This window comes from Teredinibacter haidensis (genome assembly GCF_014211975.1).
In the GTDB taxonomy this organism is placed as follows: domain Bacteria; phylum Pseudomonadota; class Gammaproteobacteria; order Pseudomonadales; family Cellvibrionaceae; genus Teredinibacter; species Teredinibacter haidensis.
Window position 1 is genome coordinate 2,067,864 of sequence record NZ_CP060084.1, and the last position, 17,608, is coordinate 2,085,471.

Below are 17,608 nucleotides of genomic sequence, written 5' to 3' on the forward strand. Positions count from 1 at the left end.
ACCGCAAAGTACACATTGCAAATGAATGTTTCGGACTATCCCAGAACATGTATGGACTTAATAATAGGTCTCCGTGGTGTGTCGCGCATTTTTACAAGCGTAGTATCAGACAGATACTCCACAGCAGATAACCCTTTGTATTTAATAGCAAATCAAAGCCTGGCCTGATTTTTGCTATAATACCTCTATAATCAGCATAGCCACATGTTTCCTAGATGCCTTGGCAACACATCAAAGTTCCTCGGCTGACCATTCAGGGCACCAAAGAAAAATCGGGAATTCACCATGCAAAAGCGCAACCTTGTTGTAAAAATTGGGCGGGCGTGCCTAGCAATGGCATTGACAGCCTTTGCCTCTTACACACAGGCAACAACGATTACCTACGATTTTTCGACGAAAAATATTGGTACTTTCTCCGACACCGCACTGTTAACCGGAAGCGATAGCAGCACCCTTACTGCCACAGCTTTTGCCCGAACCGATACGGGCGCAACCGTTGAAGCCCGCTTGGGAGCAGCCCCCGGCTACGGTCTATATGTATGCTCAGACTCGAATTTGGATGGTACCCATCGCCACTTTATGTCCTGTGGCTTTGATACATTCTTTTCACCGGAAGATATTTACCCGGTAGACGGCGAAGACAATATTGATGAAGGTATAAAGCTCGCGTTTAATGATGGCAATGATTACCAACTAAAGAGCGCCAGTTTTTTTGTTTACGATAGCTGGTGGGTTGGAGAACACGACGAAAGCGGAAATGGTTCCGACATATATGCCGATTCAAGTAAATTGGGAACAGCACTGTTTAATGTCAATAACCTGTTCTCCGATTGTGTTAACTCTGGTCGAAATCCGAGCAACCTTGGGAATTACTACGACTGTACCTTTAATTCGGGCGCACTAGTTGCCAACAACTTCAGTTTTGTCGCCAGCGAACCTGTTCATAAATTCAAGCTAAAAAACATCGTTGTCGAAACCGTCAGCGTAGCGGAACCAGGCACCTTAGCTCTACTGGGGATTGGTATCCTCGGCCTTAGCCTGTGTCGCTCAAGACGATTGTCTTAAGCCAGTCGAATACATTTACACCACTCTAAATATTAATCACGCAGCCTATAAGGTAGCGTGATTTAGTTTTGGCCAGTGATAACTATTCAATATAAGCCACACCTGTCCCGCCCAAGCCGCAATAGCCGTTCGGATTTTTAAAGAGGTATTGCTGATGATAAGCTTCCGCATAGAAAAAATCCCCGGCCATACAAACCTCTGTCGTTATCTCCCCAAAGCCTTCTTGACTCAACTGCTGCGCATACCTGGCTTTTGCCACCTCCGCTTCAGTGTACTGTTGCTTTGAGTTGGCATAGATACCAGAGCGATACTGCGTTCCAGTATCATTGCCCTGTCGCATTCCCTGGGTCGGGTTGTGAGATTCCCAAAAACAGGTGAGCAATTCACCCAGGCAAATAACCTTGGGATCGAATACCACCAATACAGCCTCGTTATGCCCCGTACAACCGGAACAAACCTCCTCATAGGTTGGATTGGGTGTAATCCCCCCCGTATAACCTACCGCCGTTACCCTTACACCCTTCAGCGCCCAAAAGCGCTTCTCGGCCCCCCAAAAACACCCCAAGCCCAGAATGAGGCTGTCTGTTCCTGCAGCAAAAGGCGGCTTCAGAGGAACACCCAAAACTGCGTGCTTTTCTAAGGTAGGAATTGGCTCTGATCGGCCGGGAAGTACGTCGGCACCTTTGGGCATTTGTTGATTAAAACGCTCGTTAAGACTCATAGCTTACCCTTTCTTAAGACGAACTATTTGGCTGCTGGATCCAAATCCAAGACCCAACCAGACATATTATGAGGGTGTGGAGCAGACCAGGGCTCCAGAAATGCGCCCAGCTTATCGACACAGCGCTCTGCCATCTCGGTAAAAGTCGGCCTCCCGGGATCAGTAATCACCACTCTTACCCCTCCGGCCTGCTGGGCACGTCGCACCAATTTATACAGTGGTGAAACCATTTCATCCCAAAAACAGATATCTGCCGCAATCACGATATCAAACGCTTCAAGATCCAGTTTGCGTACCTTTTCGTAGCGGCACTGCCAGGTTTCAACTTCAACCCCATTAATTTCGGCATGGTGCACAAAGTATGGAAATACGGTTTCATCCGCGTCCAACCCCGTTACGGTAGCGCCAAACTCTTTTGCACAAAAGATAGCCGCCAAACCCCATCCGCAACCGACCTCCAAGACTCTTATAGGGCGTTTTTTCCCGGTCTTTTTGGTGGAGTTGTCACGAATATTCTCTGGAGGGTATGCGCTTAAATAATCCATCAGTAACAAGCTAGACTTCCAAAACTTGTTACCATGAATGTTGGGCATTCCCGTCTCTTTTCGTAAACGCTTGATGTCTTTGTTACTGTTGTTCAATATACGCAAACCAAATGCTTGTCGTTCACTCTTAGACACGAAATAAATTCCTCGTAATGGTCGTCAGCTTCCATTGTGTCAAAATCACGGGTTAAATCCCAGAGTGATCAACCAATAATCGAAGACCGTGAGCTACCACCCCATGCCTCAATTCGAATCCCCGTACTTTGCCGCTATCGACCTAGGCTCGAACAGCTTTCATATGCTGGTCGTGCGTTTTACCGATTCCAGGATCGAGATAATCGACCGGGAAAAAGAAATGGTTCAGATTGCACGAGGGTTACGGAACACAGGTAACCTCGACGACGAAGCAAAAGAACGCGCCCTCGCCTGCTTAAACCGGTTTTCTGAGCGCCTGCAGGAAATACCACGCGCGCAGGTACGGGCCGTTGGAACAAAAACCTTGCGCTCCGCGCGCAACGCCAAAAGCTTTATCAAAGCAGCCGAAAAAGCCCTTGGCGTACCGATACAGATTATTTCTGGTTACGAAGAAGCTCGATTGGTCTATAACGGGTTATCCCATACAGTGGTTGATGAGCAAGTTAACCGGCTGGTAATCGATATAGGCGGTGGCAGCACAGAGTTTATTATTGGCAAGGCCTACGATACCTTCTGTATGGAAAGCCTAAGCTTGGGTTGCGTAACCTACACCGAGAACTTCAAACTCTCAGCCGATAAGTTTTCGGGCAAAGCTATACACAAGGCCTATGTCAACGCCTGTGAAAAACTGGAAGAGATCCGAAAAACCTATATGCAGCAAGGCTGGCAGATCGCCTACGGCACATCCGGCACTATTCGCGCTATTGCAGAACTGTTAGATGGCGAAAATGGCGGCGCGGTTATCCACCGTAGCGCACTGGATGAATTGATATCAAAAGCCATTGAAGCAAAAACGCTGGACACTCCAGGGATTGCCAAGTTGCGACGGGAAGTTTTACCTGCAGGATTGGCTATTCTACAGGCCATCTTTCATCAGCTACAGCTAGATAAAATCCATATCGCCGACGCCACCTTAAAAGAAGGGCTTATTTACGACAATATCGGTCGATTTAGTAATCACGATTCTCGGGTGCTAACCGTCAATCAACTACAAGAAAAATACCGCATCGATAACCCTCAAGCTGAAGCCGTAAGCAAGACAGCCCTGCACTTGTGGCGACAAATCGAAAATGATACTGAGCTAAGTGGCGTTTCTCGCACCAAAATTTTAGACTGGGCAGCAAAGCTTCACGAAATAGGTTTAAGCATCTCCCACAGCAGCCATCATATGCACGGCTACTACCTTTTACGGCATTCAGATTTGGCCGGTTTCAGCCGACACGAGCAGTACATTATGGCGAACCTAGTTCGCTTCCACCGTAAAAAAATCACGGCAAGTCGTTTCGAAGATATGGGCCACGAAGCTTTCGAGGCTTTTCGGCCACTCTTGCTTTGCCTGCGTATTGCCACGCTGTTGCACCGTCGTCGAGAACTCGCTCCCATACTGCCAGAGATAGAACGCAAATCGGATAAATACAAACTTCACCTCGACAAACAATGGTTAGAAAATTATCCCCTTAGTCGTGCCAGCCTGGAACAGGAAATTCTATTTCTGGGTAAAATAGGCATTGAATTGAGTTTTGAATAAGGCTCCACAATGACACTTCGCCTTGTTATCGCCCTCGCCCTGATCACAAGTATTTTTTGGTTGATGAAACGCTATCGAACACTGCCGGAAAAGCAGCGTAAGCAGTGGCTGATAAAAATGGCGGTGGGCGCATTTGTTGTGCTAATGCTACTGGCCGTCGTAACTGGTCGAGTACACTGGCTGGGAGGTCTATTAGCGGCAGCATTGGGCTTCGCTAAATTCGGGGTCAATATGTTCGCCCGAGTTTTCCCTTTCGTCCGCCTATTTGGCAGGCACGCCTTTGGCAACCCGGTTTTTTCGACCAGTTTTTTAAAAGTTCAACTGGATCTGCAAACAAACAGCGTGACAGGCATTGTTATCGAAGGCCCCTATAAAGGCTCAGAACTGCATCATTTAAACGATGAACAGCTAGCAGAGTTGGAAGCCCACTATCAAAAACACGATCGCCGCTCGTACTATTTAATTCGCGTCCTAAGACAATCAGGGCAACACAGCCAACACCACCACCAACAACAAAGTAAACAGGATTACAGCTCGGTAAGCGACCCCTCCTACAACGAGGCACTCCAGGTACTAGGGCTGGAAAGTTATATTGGTAACAACGAGCTAGACAAAAAAACGGTTATTCAAGCCCACAAAAGACTTATGCAAAAACTTCATCCAGATAGAGGCGGCAACGATTACCTCGCCTCTCGCGTTAACGTCGCCAAAGAAATTGTACTGAAAAAGCTGCAATAACGTTAAAAATACCAGGCCAACTGCGCGAGTAATGAAGGGCCAGAAGAAAGATAGCGATCATCAATACCGGATTCTAAGCCACCAAACTCGCTGCCCTTATCACCAATCGGAAGATTAAGCGAAAGAAGAAAGCAGCTTTCCTGTGAAATATCGTGGCTAGACACCAATTGAAACAAGCTAGAACCATCCTTAACGTTCCAAAAGCCGGTGGGCGTTAACACCCATAAAGGGTGAAGTTCAACCGTCATAGTTGCCGCTAAGTATTGCCGAGCCAAATTAAATAATTCACCTCGCGCGAGCCGCTTAAGCAGCTGTGGATTTTGAGATAAAGTCAACGGGTGATAGTCACCCGAATCCAGCCCAAAGCCATTGTAAAAATATTCCAAACTTCCGGAAAAATTGCGTTCAAAGGCTACCCATGAATAGGAAAGATTGGCCACTGCGCTGTAATAATTTTTATTATCGCTTTCCGACACAATAAAATCTGTTCTTGCTATAGCACCGCCCAAGCCCCAAACCCCACCAAGGGCCAATACGCTATCATCGAAGTGTTGCGCAAGTAACATATCGAATTCATGCTCACCAATAAAACCGTGATATTTAAACGCCGTTGAATTTCCCGAAGCAGAGAGATCGCCACTGTTATCGCGTCGCCCCACCAAAACCGCTTGCAGGTCGTGACCGTTATCGAATAAGCGCTGCGCGTAGAGCATATCGTCACCAGTCTTGTATTCGGTATCGACAGCCGTCGGATCAAAGGGGTTAAACATGTCCATAGGATTAAACATCAACCCATTTCCCCAACTAATTGCCTGGCGCCCAATTTTAATAACACTTGAATGGCTGCTGTAGGCAAGCGAAAGGCGATCCAGCCGATGAACGACCAGAATGTCATCATCATCCAGTAATTGATCCGTTAACCGCATTAGACGACTTTCATCACTGGGGTAGATATTTCCCCCGAAGCTCTGGGATAAGGAACGATGGTTATAACTGACGGAATCACCCGATTTAGCAAACAGCTGATAATTCAGATCCCACTGCCAAGCACCCATTTGCCCATTGGCATTGAATCGCGCATCCAGATTATTATCCACTGCAGGGGAATCCATAAAATTGCGGTAAATACTGTGCTCGGGATAGGTACTTATGAGCGGTTGATACTTTATATGCCCACTCAATGCCACGCGACGCTCTTCCCCTTGTGTCGACAAAGAAAGGCATAAGGTGATCAACCCGAATATTACGACAAGTTTTTTCATTTTCCCTGAGGCGACTCTAGCGATTGTATTTGATCGCTCACAATGCACCCATCTTCCATCCGCACCAATCGTTTACAGTGCGCCATCACTCTCTGATCGTGAGTAGCAATAACAAAGGTAACCTTTCTGCGTTTATTCAGCTCGGAAAATAAATCCATTAATTGATCGGCAGTTTTAGAATCCAGGTTCGCCGTGGGCTCATCGGCTAATACCAGCTTAGGATTACTGGCAATCGCCCTTGCCACGGCCACTCGCTGTTGCTGCCCACCAGACAACTGCGATGGCAGTCGACTGCCCATTCCAGACAATCCCACTTCCGCAAGCGTTTCTCTCACTCGCTCTGCCCGCTGCACTTTAGCCAGCCCCTGAACCTGCATAACAAATTCAATATTCTCACTGGCAGTTAACACAGGTATCAGATTGTAGGCCTGAAAAACAAAACCAATATTCTGCAAACGCATTTCTGCAAGCTCGACTTTCTTTAAAATATCGACCCGTTTATCGCCGACCATTATTTCTCCTCTATCGGGTGTATCCAACCCGCCCATGGCATTTAACAGTGTCGTTTTACCAGAGCCCGAAGGGCCAGACAAACAAACAAACTCACCGGATTCAATCGCAATAGAGACCTGGTCAAGCCCGGTAATAACCGCCTCACCCTGATGAAAGGTTTTACATAGATTTTTACAGGTTATTGCCGTCATAGTGGATTCCGTTAATTTTTATTGAGCGCAACAATCGGATCGTAACTGGCAGCACGCCATGCGGGTAAAATACTGGCGGCCACCCCCAATACAATAACCACCACATTCGCAACCACCACATCCTTAAGCTTTAACGCCGGATACAACACACTGTTCGCCCCAAACATTTCCATCCCCTGAGAAACGGCAGAGATATTAATACCCGACTGGAAAGGGACAATCGTCAGCAAGGCAAGCGCATTACCCGCAAGCAAACCGATCAACAACAGAAAGAATGCTTCACAAACAACTTGCACCAGAATAAGTGTTGGCTTCATACCTAAGGCCTGCATCAAACCAATTTCTCTCACCCTTTCAAATACCGCCATAACCAAGGTGTTCACCAAGCCAAAGGACAGCGCCAGAAAAATTATCAGCACCCAAACAATAACAAAGCCGTCCATCACTCGCATCATAGTACCCAGGTAAGAATCCACTTCGTGCCAGGGTAATAGCTCGCCGCCTGAAAGCACTAAATCCGTCTGTTTAAGCCAAGCCATTAAAGGCTGGGTGTTGCGATAGTCTTCACCATTAAATGCAATCTCAGATACATTGCCTTCAACCGCCAGTAAAGATTGAACGGTACCCAAAGCCGCATATACATTTAACTCCTCCAGCAGCGCCACATCATTGGAGTGGTATACCCCCACAATACGAAACCCTCGCTCGGCAATCGTGTTTTTCTCGTCCTGGCTCATAATGACGACACGCTTTCCTAAACGGGTTTCCAATCGCTCCGCAAGTTTTGCCCCGATAACAATACCTTTATCAACATCAGACTCCAGCCAACGCCCTTCTTTAACCTGACTGATATCAAAAGCCATAGCCGCTTCGGACTGCGGCTGAACCCCCAAAAGCACGATACCGCGCACTTCACGCTCGCTGGAAATAACCGCCGGAACCTTTAAGCGCGACGTCCACTGATGCACGGCGGGATTCTGTAACTGCTTAAGCTGATGATTCGTTAATTGGGGAACGGAATTGACGATATTGGGATCGTCGCGATAGAGAGGATGATGAAGCTGTGCGTGCCCGGGTAGGTGGCGAATACCACTTTCGAGCATATCGTCCACCATGCCGCGCATCATAGCGGTCATAAAAATCATCGCCCAGACACCCAGCACAATGGCGAGCAGCATAATGAGTGTGCGCCGGTAATTACGCCAAAGGTTTCGCCACGCCAGTGTTACGATAATGCCAGTTTTCACTCAACCCCCTAAACCGCTCGCATAGCCGCTACGGGCTGAAGTTTATGGATGCGCAACGCAGGATACAGTGCCGCTGCAATCGAGCCCATAAAGACGAATGAAGGCCCCAACAGCATAGAGAGGCAACTAATAGTGGGATACATCCGGCTGGGCAAATTGAAACGCCCCGCCATTTCCTCCATACCGGGGTAAGAAAAACCGGCATGGCTTAAATAAAGCGTTATACAGAACCCCAGGCACAAACCCAGAAGCAAACCCAGGCCCGCAAGAATCGTGGTTTCGCTTAACACCAGGAGGCTCAAGCGACCGGGCTTTAAGCCCAAAGCCATCATAATGCCGAATTCGCGGGTGCGCTCCAGCACAGACATCAACTGCGTATTGAGAACACTAAACGCCACCAGTGCCACCAACACCAAATACATAAAAGCCGCGCTCGACATATCGGCTTGAATAGCTTGCTTTAAGCCCGGTTGCAATTCATCCCAGCTCAGTACCACCATGTTTTCGTTTGAAATATTCGAGCTAAGTGTTTGCCTCCATTGATCCACAATATCCAGTTCCGGAGCCGCGATAACCACACTGTGACCGGCTCCATTCATGGAAAACACCTGCTGAAATGTTCGCAGGGGTATCTGTGCCACAGCGCGATCCAAATCCACCATGCCCGACTCAAAAACACCCACCACTTTGACAATAACCGCCGCAATGGAACCGTCATAACCACTGCCTAAAAGCGTCAGCTCTTCACCCACATCAACCTTCAGGTTGCGGGCCAATACACTGCCTATCACTATTTCATCCGCATCAACATTTTTCAGATAATGACCACGCACAACCAAACCCGGAAGACTCGACACCTTCGGCTCGAACTGAGGCTGTACCCCAGTCACCTGAAGGCCAAAGGAACGATCCTCGCTGGAGGCCATCGCAAAACCCATGGCGCGAGCAGAAACGGTTTTCACATGCAGTTGCGCTCGAATTTCGCCAGCCAATTGAACAACGTCCGGCACAACCATTCGCATCTTGCTCTCGTCCAGATAACCCCTGGCCTGAACCTGCATATGGCCCGTAAAGGCGCGCAGACTATTGTCGATCATCATGGTGTAACTGCCCTGCTGTAAGGCAATCATAAAAATCAGTAAAGTATTGGAAAAAATAATCGCGCCCAGAGTCAGCCAGGTTCGACGCTTGTGTCGCCAAAGGTTACGCCAGGCAAGTCTAATACTGATATTAACGGCCATATCCGCTTACCGGGGATTGCGTAAACTGGAAAGAGTAAAGAGGCTCTCGGGCAAATCGACATCAAAAGCAATGGAATGGGTTTCCATTTCGGTCCACTCGTCCGGTGTTTCGGCGTCAGCCATACGCATGCGCTTGGCCACTGGTCGCCCGCCCATATCAACGACGTCCAGGGTAGAGAGGGTTTTAACAAGAATATTATCCTGATCCCAGAACTGCTGCTCCATTACAACAGCGTCATCGCGAATAGCATAGATTTCGCGCCCCCAAACCACAGCGGCATCTTCATGGGGAATCGCTTCAATGATATAAAACTGCCTGCCCTCCTCTTCCTTCACTTCGAGCAGCTTGTGTGAGTATTGATCGAGCACATCGGTAGACTTGCTGATGTCTTTATTAGTGAAATCACTACCCATCCAGCTCTGCCCCATCATGGAGGAAGGAATTTTTATCACGCGATTGATTTTGGGAGTAAAGGTCCAGAGAGCATTATCGATCAGCAAGGTGCCATTACCCGCATCCTTCTTGGGCTCAAGGACTCTCACCAGCGACTTTTTATCGCCCTTTGTCCATGCCTTCATCGACATCGTTCGCTGCCAGTCGCTGCGCTTGATGGTCATACTCAGCTCGGACACCGACGAAGAACCTCGCCACAGCTCCATTGCCTGGCGAAGGAGAGCCTTGGCATCCACGTCCTGTAGTTCTGAAGCCACCCCCGGTAGCACAAGCCCCACCGATAAGGTAATAACAACCAAAACCCGTATGCAATTCATCGCAATGTCCCTTGTGTGCGGCAAGACAATATTCTAACACCTACTTGATCTTGAATCCTTGCCAAGCGTTCTAGCAATCGACTACCATTGCGCGCACAACTGAAACCGGTTACATTTAGATTTTTTCATTCTTGAGCTCGTCCGTTTATTACACTCTAAAAGTCAGACCTAAAAACCACCTGATCTTTTGCGTTAATTTTTCACATCAGGCTCAGTAAATTTTAGTAAGAAAGCACTACATTCATGAGGCATCTATGAAACATTATCTTTACGCTGTCGTTACAGCTTCCATACTGCTGGTTTCAGCATGTGGTGGTGGTGGCGGCTCGTCCCAATCATCCAGCAGCAGCTCCAGCGAATCATCCAGCAGCAGCTCTAGTGAATCATCCAGCAGCAGCTCTAGTGAATCATCCAGCAGCAGCTCTAGTGAATCATCCAGCAGCAGCTCTAGTGAATCATCCAGCAGCAGCTCTAGCGAATCATCCAGCAGCTCAGTGGCAAATATCCCTAACGCAGCATCGAACAATAAGCCCTACTGTCGCGACAGCTCAGCTGTACCCGAGAATGGCTGGGGCTGGGAAACAGGCGCCACATGCATCGGCTACCTATCCGCTGCAGATCCGGGTGTCGGAAATTACGATTACTGCCTGATTGGTGCAGAAAGCATACCCTTCTGCTCAACAGAAACGGGCGATTGGGGTTACGAAGATGCCGAAGTCTGCCTATCTCAAAGCCTATGTCCAGGCTTTAATAGCGGTCAACAAACCGCTCTATCCGAAACCTTGGTTAACCCAAACGCAGATGCCACAGCAAAAAAAGTCTACACCTACTTAAAGTCCGTTTGGGGTAGCAAAATGCTGTCCGGCCAACAGGATTTAACCTGGAATGACAGTGTTGATATGTACCAACGAGTTATCAACGACACCAATAAAGCCCCAGCAATAATGGGTTACGACTTTATGAACTACGCTTATTCCGGTGGCTCTGGTCAACAACAAACAGAAGAGGCCATTGTGCACTGGGACCGAGGCGGCTTAGTCACTTTCGCCTGGCACTGGAGAGTGGGAAGCGAGGTTGAGTTTTATTCAGAGAAAACTGATTTTGAAATCCCCATTCTAAACGGCGAACTCAACACCAGCAGCGCAGATTTCACCGCGCTCGTTGACGATATCGACGACATTGCCGCTGAACTACAAACACTAGAAGATGCTGGCGTAACCGTACTCTGGCGCCCTCTTCACGAAGCCGCTGGCGGCTGGTTCTGGTGGGGACGTACCCGCACCGACGGAGTGCCTGCCGGCTATGCACAAGCCCTGTTATGGCAATATATGTATGACCGCATGACAAATCACCACGGTTTAAACAACCTAATTTGGGTATGGAATGGGCAAAGCCTTTCTTGGTATCCGGGTAACGACTATGTCGATATCGTGAGCCACGACATCTACGCTGAGGCTAAAAATTATGGTTCTCAAATTGGTACCTACAATATCGCCAAGGCTTACCCAACGGAATCCAAATTAGTTGCCCTGAGTGAAAACAGCAATATTCCAGACCCGGATGCTATGGAAGCAGATGGTGCCTGGTGGTTGTATTTTGTCGTTTGGAATGACAGCACCTCAACTGAGGGCGTGACCGACAGCAACAACTTCTGGACAGGTGAGTACTTCAACACAAACGCCCACAAAAACCATGTCTACAACCATTCCAATGTTATAACACTGGATGAACTGCCAAGCTTTTAAGGTTATGCCTAAAAGCTGAATCAGATTAAAAGCCCGGCCCAACAGCCGGGCTTTTTTAGTATTGGCTACTAGTACAAACGCCCTATGCAAGCGCCCACAAATAAAATCAGGCGCATAGAAAAGCCGGTTGGAAGACCCAACCGGCTTTTCAAAATCATCAATAATATTGAGCAGGAATTAATTTACCGTAATTAACGGATGGTTACTCTTCGTCTCAGTGCGCCAACGGCAGCCAAAGCGAAAACGAACAGAACAGCAGTACCTGGCTCGTCAACCCCCACAGGAGGAGTATCACCACCAGTACGAATCAGGGCAACACCCATACCTTCAACGTCGATTCTCACGCTATCTAGCATTGATTCAGTGAAACCTAAAACCATTCTAGAAGGAAAGATCACCGGCCCTTCAGCACCCAACATGGCGAAGCTAGTAATGGCCCCGGCAAGTAAACCAACCTCTCCGTATTGAGCGATCGTAGCCTCGTACATTGTACCGTCAACACCAATATCTTCTCTTCGATCCGTTACACCAAACAACGCGACAAGCTCATCAACAAGGCCACCATTAGCACCGCCTTCATATTGCTTATACTGCGCGGTAGAGCCATCCCATGTTGCGCCAGATAAACCCACGCTGGTGTATAGCTCAGACATATCTAAAGCCGTTGCCAAGCTCCAACCAGAAGCTTCGTATTCAGCAAGTGCTTCGCTTATGGATTTCCCGGTCGTCAAGCTCCACTGCAACCACTCATCGCCTGTGCGAGAGTCTGTAATTACGCCAGAGCTTTCATCCAAAGACAATTGTGGTAGTGCTACCGCTGTATCGATTAAAAACAAGCACAGAACAGAAGTTCCGAATAACTTCCCAAAGAATTTCATTAGAGTTTCCTCACCCCAAACATCCAGAATTGAACGCTCTTTAAAAATAAAGAACATGTTTATTATCGTTAAACCGCCTAAACCTGCAGTCTGCCCATAAATCATGCAAACCGCTCCAATCTGGCCGTGAGATACAAGTTTTATGCCTTAATTATTATTGTGATTAGAATCAGAACCTTAGCTAAGATCTAAAACGTACCTCCCCTACCATCTACTCTCTCGATGTAAAGAATTTCGGCGACAGGTGGAACTCACAATCGCTGCCTTTTTACTCACCCTCAAAGCACATAAAGGGTGCACAGGTCTATTTTACTGAAAGGTACTAGACCAGAACATATCTCCAGCCATGGCGATACTGAAGCTCAGGTAAAAGCCCACGAGAGACAACCTCTAAACGACTCATTCCCTCCAAACAGCTCAAACTGGCTTGAACTATTTTTTACAGATAAAAAAACGCTGACCCTAGTGTAGAAAATATAACCGCTACCGTTGGCGTAGCGGCCGTAAAACGGAAATGCCAAAGGTTGCATTTAGGCCCCACCACTCAAAAAGGGGGAAAGGGGATGCTCTAGTTTCAGTTGACCCGACAAGAAATACTTGTATACAATCATGCGGAAGCGCGCGCCACACATCCCATGAACAAGCTAAAAGAAAAGATTACCTCAATACTGCGAGGTCATGGCACGGGGCGATGCGTTATAAAAACAAGACATAGCGAGTTTAAACATACTTCAATTATTTAGTTTTGGAGCACCAATGAATACTATAAAAAAAATTACATTACTCTCTTCTGCACTAGTGCTGGCCGCCTGTGGCGGAAGTTCGTCCGACAAGTCCCCCATACCCGTTCCCGGCGGCTACACCCCCACAGAGCCTGTGTTCGTGTACGCGGTGAACGTCGGTGGACCAGAGATCAGCTTTAACGGCTACACCTACAGCGCCGATCAGTTCTCTACCGATGGTGCCACCCGCGATATCACCGATGATATCGAAGGGACCGAAGAAGACATCCTCTATCAATCTGAACGCTACGGAGACTATAGCTACGAAATCCCAGTTACTAACGGTAGCTACGATGTCTTAATGCACTTCGCAGAAACCTATTGGGATGAAGCGGGCAAGCGCCTCTTCCACGTATCAGTCGAAGGTGAGCGTATTTTCACTGATCTGGACCTAGCTGATAGTGCAGGTCAACTGACAGCTTTCCAGCATACGGTACAAGACGTAGTCGTCACCGATGGCAGCCTGACAGTGACAATTGAAACCATCGAAGATAACGGCTCCATAGCTGGAATCGCATTATTCTCAATAAGCGGTGAATTCGTTGAGCCAGAGCCCGTCGAGCCCCAACTCCCAGAGCCCCCTGCGATTGGTGTTGCTTCTGACGAAAACAAAGGCGCCGACTGTGCGGTTCAGGCCTTAGCCTTAGACACCGACCTGATTCACGACGCTAACCTGCCAGATCCGTTTACCAAACTAGACGGAAGCCGAATGACGACAACCGCAGAATGGCGCTGTCGCCGGCAGGAAATTCTCCGCCAGGCAGAAAGATATGTATACGGAACCAAACCCCCCAAACCAGAACAGGTTACGGGTACGGTATCCGGAGACAGCATCACCATTGACGTTCAAGACGGCGACAAGAGCACCAGCTTCAGTGTTACGGTAGATCTACCCACCACCGGCACCGCTCCCTACCCCGTTCTGTTCAGCCTTGGATCTGGCTTTTTCGGCTTTGCACACAACGACCTAGTTAAAAACGAAGGCGTAGCTATCGTTACCGTTAACCCCTACGACATCGGCGATGAGTCCGGTTCACGGGGAAGCAAAAAAGGCGCTTTTTACGATATATACGGAGCCAAGAGTACTACCGGGCTGTTAGTTGCCTGGTCCTGGGGCGTTAGCCGAATCATCGACGTTATCGAACAGTCGGATGGCAGCATTCTTCAAGCCGACGCAACCGCCGTTGTAGGATGTTCTCGCTTCGGTAAGGGTGCATTTACCATCGGTGCATTTGACCAGCGAATCGCTCTCACCATTCCCTTCGAATCAGGTAGTGGCGGCGTTCCCATTTGGCGAGGAATTCCCGGCGAAGGCGCACAGAGCCCAGGTAGCGCGTACGGCGAAACTTACTGGCTAGGTGACGACTTCCAACCCTTCGCCACAAACACCAATGTGGAGAAACTTCCAATCGATACTCACGAGATTGTCTCAATGATTGCGCCACGTGGCCTGCTCATCCTAGACAACCCACACATTGCCAACCTCGGCCCGCAGTCTGCGCACGTCGCCGCACTGGGCGGTGCAGAAGTATATAAGGCACTGGGAGCGGAAGAGAACATTTCCTACCACTCAAATGTAGCCGACGGTGGACACTGTTCTGCGAGACCCGAACACCAGCAACCCGTGATCGATAACCTTCGCAAATTCTTGCTGAAAACCGCCAACGAGCCAGGAGCGATAACACCGCATAGCAATACCACCGGAGATCTCGACACCTGGAAAGCCTGGTCAACGCCAACCCTGTCTAACGAGTAAGAGACAGAGCACTGTTCACAAACGCTGATTGAACAGTCGAAAAAAAACCGGTATTCCTCGTTGAATACCGGTTTTTTTATGCCCCGAAAAACTTATCTCAAGGCGCACTCCCAAGCCACTCAGCAAGTACTACCCAGCTCTCATAGCCAAAAGGGATTGAATATCGAGCTTCTCGCGATAAAGACTAAAGTCCTCTTCCCTAAACTCTATCGCCATTATCGACATTCGATCAGCCAATTCGTTACCTTCAACACCCACATGGCCGTTCACATGTAAAACCGGAACCTTATTCTCTAACGACTGGTAGAGCGCAAACATATCCTTTATCAATTCCAAATTTTTTATTTCACCACCGCTCTTTTTCCAACCCTTCTTCTGCCAACCTACAGCCCACTGAGTAACGCATTGAATAGAATATTTGGAATCACAAAATATCGCGACAGACCTTCCACTGCTAATTTCATTCTCTGCCATTAACAACGCCTGGTGTAACGCATTTAACTCGGCAGTATTATTCGTACCCTTAGGGTTATATAAGCCATACCAAAGCTCGTCAACAGTATTATTACGATACACCGCAATCCCCGAGCCGGCTTTACCGGGGTTAGGATCACAGCCGCCATCCGTAAATATTTTTGTCTCTATTGCCATTGCAGAAATCTCATCAGCAGCATAGGTTTTAACACCATTCGCCGATGCGGTTTTCGACACACGACTTTTCCCAGCCAAGCCCTTACCGGGTTTTACACTCTTCCCCTGAAAAGCCAGCTCGGCTTCTGCCAACGTAGTAAAAGACTTATATTTAGCACCGGCAAACCTATCAACCTGCTTTTTACACGAATTCCAATCAGTATAAATACCCGTTTCCCGCCCTTCCCAAACTACATAATATTTTTTCGCCATCAGAATACCTTTATCAATACGGGAAAATAACAAATCAAAACCGGAGACACTCGCCATGTCGAAAGACTTGCCTTAAAGCAACCTTAGAACAAATCGTGAAATTGAACCACCCAGGCGAACTCGGCATAGTGTTATAGCGCTGCAAAGCACGACAAACACCCCTCACTGCAATCGCGGCATATTAGCCGAAAACAGCGCAAACAACGAGACACACGAGCCAACCGTGGGCGAATTGAAAGTTACAGAGGTTCAGGCCGGGAAAGAGAGTATCCAACTGCCGAAAGATCAATACACGAGCCACGCTTCCCTGCATAGCTGCCCGCGTTCATTTGATAGAGTGTGGCCTAAAATTCGCCATCTCGTGCGGCTTGCTCGCGCTCTATGCGTTCATCTTCTTCCTGCTTGGCGAACTCAATTATGCGTAGCATAGTGGCAATGTCGGTATCTACATCGGCTTCGGCAAATTCACCCGTAAGCTTGCTATCGGGGTGTAGCTTACCGTGCTCGTACAGCTCCCAAATTTCTTCGGCGTAGTGCGTTATCCGCAAATTGGGATCGTAGCGACCAAAGAAATCAGTCATCTTGTTGACGTCGCGCGCGAGCATCATTTGAGCATTATTGTTACCCGCAGCGTTTACGGCCTGGGGCAGATCGATAACCACGGGGCCTTCTGGATCGACCAACACATTAAATTCGGATAAATCCCCATGCACAAGGCCAGCACACAGCATGCGTACAATTTCCATCATCATACGGTCGTGATAGTCGCGGGCTTCTTCCGGGGTAAAAGATACATCGTCTAAACGTGGGGCCGGATCGCCACTTTCGTCACACACTAAATCCATTAGCAGCACACCATCCACAAAACCGTGGGGGCTAGGCACCCGCACGCCAGCGGCCGCCAGCCGGTAAAGCGCTTCTACCTCAGCGCTTAACCAGGCTTCTTCATGCTGTTTTTGGCCAAAGCGCGTGCCCTTCGCCATGGCCCGCGCGCGACGGGAATTACGCACGCTGCGCCCTTCCTGGTATTGCGCCGCCTGCTTAAAACTGCGTTTATTGGATTCTTTATAGACTTTCGCGCAACGAATATGGTCTCCGCAGCGCACTACAAATACTTGGGCTTCTTTGCCACTCATTAGCTGGTAAAGCACTTCATCAATCAGGCCATCTTCCAATAATGGCTGAAGTCGTTTGGGTGTTTTCATTGTTCCCCGTGATGTTAGGTTTATTGATGTATTCAGTAGGTTTTGCCATGCAAAACACTCAGCCCGATACCCTAACATAGAGTGCGGGATTAGCGTTATTGGGAGGTGAAATTAAAGCCCTATCGGCCAACGAGAGTGCAAAAACAAACGTCTACCGCAGTAACAGCCTTGGGGCTATAGCGGTGGCCTGCATTCGCAAACGGTAAGGCTGGCTATGCAGCATTAAAGCACGCCGCTACAAATTAATACGCCAGCCCTGCTCGTATGCCTCTATAGGGAGAGAGCCTTTTTACGGTGTTTTTAAGCTTTTCACCCGCATTCA

General features: G+C 48.4%; 15 protein-coding genes. 5 read left to right on the top strand and 10 right to left on the bottom strand.

Going from position 1 to position 17,608, the window contains the following annotated elements:
- The first annotated feature begins 285 nt into the window (after positions 1–285).
- Positions 286–1,065, top strand: coding sequence for a PEP-CTERM sorting domain-containing protein (locus H5715_RS08245; protein WP_075185158.1), 780 nt, complete (start codon positions 286–288; stop codon positions 1,063–1,065).
- An 82-nt stretch (positions 1,066–1,147) separates the two neighbouring features.
- On the opposite strand, the gene msrA is transcribed toward H5715_RS08245, so the two are convergent.
- Together msrA and H5715_RS08255 are read right to left on the bottom strand one after the other, a co-directional pair.
- Positions 1,148–1,786, bottom strand: coding sequence for a peptide-methionine (S)-S-oxide reductase MsrA (msrA, locus tag H5715_RS08250; protein WP_075185157.1), 639 nt, complete (start codon positions 1,784–1,786; stop codon positions 1,148–1,150).
- Positions 1,787–1,809: 23 nt separating this feature from the next.
- Complete coding sequence (locus H5715_RS08255) at positions 1,810–2,466, bottom strand: class I SAM-dependent methyltransferase (protein WP_075185156.1); 657 nt, start codon at positions 2,464–2,466, stop codon at positions 1,810–1,812.
- Positions 2,467–2,569: 103 nt separating this feature from the next.
- Between H5715_RS08255 and H5715_RS08260 the strand changes: the two genes are divergently transcribed.
- Together H5715_RS08260 and H5715_RS08265 are read left to right on the top strand one after the other, a co-directional pair.
- Entirely contained in the window at positions 2,570–4,054 is a 1,485-nt protein-coding gene (locus H5715_RS08260; protein ID WP_075185155.1) for a Ppx/GppA phosphatase family protein, read from the top strand.
- Between the two features lie 9 nt (positions 4,055–4,063).
- Positions 4,064–4,792 carry a J domain-containing protein gene (locus H5715_RS08265; RefSeq protein ID WP_075185154.1) on the top strand — a complete coding sequence of 243 codons (729 nt, stop codon included), beginning with the start codon at positions 4,064–4,066 and terminating at the stop codon, positions 4,790–4,792.
- A 2-nt stretch (positions 4,793–4,794) separates the two neighbouring features.
- Here the strand turns inward: H5715_RS08265 and H5715_RS08270 are convergent, their stop codons facing one another.
- Genes H5715_RS08270 through H5715_RS08290 form a run of 5 tightly spaced genes read right to left on the bottom strand, consistent with a single transcriptional unit; the run spans position 4,795 to position 10,017 of the window.
- Positions 4,795–6,054: a hypothetical protein gene (locus tag H5715_RS08270; protein ID WP_075185153.1), complete on the bottom strand. Its 1,260-nt coding sequence runs from the start codon at positions 6,052–6,054 to the stop codon at positions 4,795–4,797.
- The gene (locus tag H5715_RS08275) at positions 6,051–6,758 is read right to left on the bottom strand and encodes an ABC transporter ATP-binding protein (protein ID WP_075185152.1); all 708 of its coding nucleotides are present in this window, start codon (positions 6,756–6,758) and stop codon (positions 6,051–6,053) included. Before H5715_RS08275 ends, H5715_RS08270 begins: the two co-directional genes overlap by 4 nt.
- An 11-nt stretch (positions 6,759–6,769) precedes the next feature.
- Positions 6,770–8,005 (bottom strand): ABC transporter permease, encoded by a 1,236-nt coding sequence (locus H5715_RS08280; RefSeq protein ID WP_246434739.1) that lies wholly within the window; start codon positions 8,003–8,005, stop codon positions 6,770–6,772.
- Between the two features lie 8 nt (positions 8,006–8,013).
- A complete protein-coding gene (locus H5715_RS08285; protein ID WP_075185151.1) occupies positions 8,014–9,246 on the bottom strand; it encodes an ABC transporter permease in 1,233 nt (410 codons plus the stop codon).
- Between the two features lie 6 nt (positions 9,247–9,252).
- Positions 9,253–10,017, bottom strand: coding sequence for an outer membrane lipoprotein-sorting protein (locus tag H5715_RS08290; protein WP_075185150.1), 765 nt, complete (start codon positions 10,015–10,017; stop codon positions 9,253–9,255).
- 254 nt (positions 10,018–10,271) lie between these two features.
- Here H5715_RS08290 and H5715_RS08295 point away from each other — a divergent pair, with 254 nt between their 5' ends.
- Positions 10,272–11,762, top strand: a complete 1,491-nt coding sequence (locus H5715_RS08295; RefSeq protein WP_185906614.1) for a glycosyl hydrolase — start codon at positions 10,272–10,274, stop codon at positions 11,760–11,762.
- Positions 11,763–11,953: 191 nt separating this feature from the next.
- Here H5715_RS08295 and H5715_RS08300 read toward each other — a convergent pair whose 3' ends face one another.
- On the bottom strand, positions 11,954–12,745 hold the full coding sequence (locus H5715_RS08300) for a hypothetical protein (RefSeq protein WP_075185148.1): 792 nt from the start codon (positions 12,743–12,745) through the stop codon (positions 11,954–11,956).
- 651 nt (positions 12,746–13,396) lie between these two features.
- On the opposite strand from H5715_RS08300, the gene H5715_RS08305 reads away from it, so the two are divergent.
- Positions 13,397–15,178, top strand: a complete 1,782-nt coding sequence (locus H5715_RS08305) for a malectin (protein WP_083607977.1) — start codon at positions 13,397–13,399, stop codon at positions 15,176–15,178.
- Positions 15,179–15,307: 129 nt separating this feature from the next.
- Here H5715_RS08305 and H5715_RS08310 read toward each other — a convergent pair whose 3' ends face one another.
- Positions 15,308–16,138 carry a ribonuclease H family protein gene (locus H5715_RS08310; RefSeq protein ID WP_246434741.1) on the bottom strand — a complete coding sequence of 277 codons (831 nt, stop codon included), beginning with the start codon at positions 16,136–16,138 and terminating at the stop codon, positions 15,308–15,310.
- 287 nt (positions 16,139–16,425) lie between these two features.
- Positions 16,426–17,286 (bottom strand): PA4780 family RIO1-like protein kinase, encoded by an 861-nt coding sequence (locus tag H5715_RS08315; protein ID WP_075185147.1) that lies wholly within the window; start codon positions 17,284–17,286, stop codon positions 16,426–16,428.
- Between the last annotated feature and the right edge of the window lie 322 nt (positions 17,287–17,608).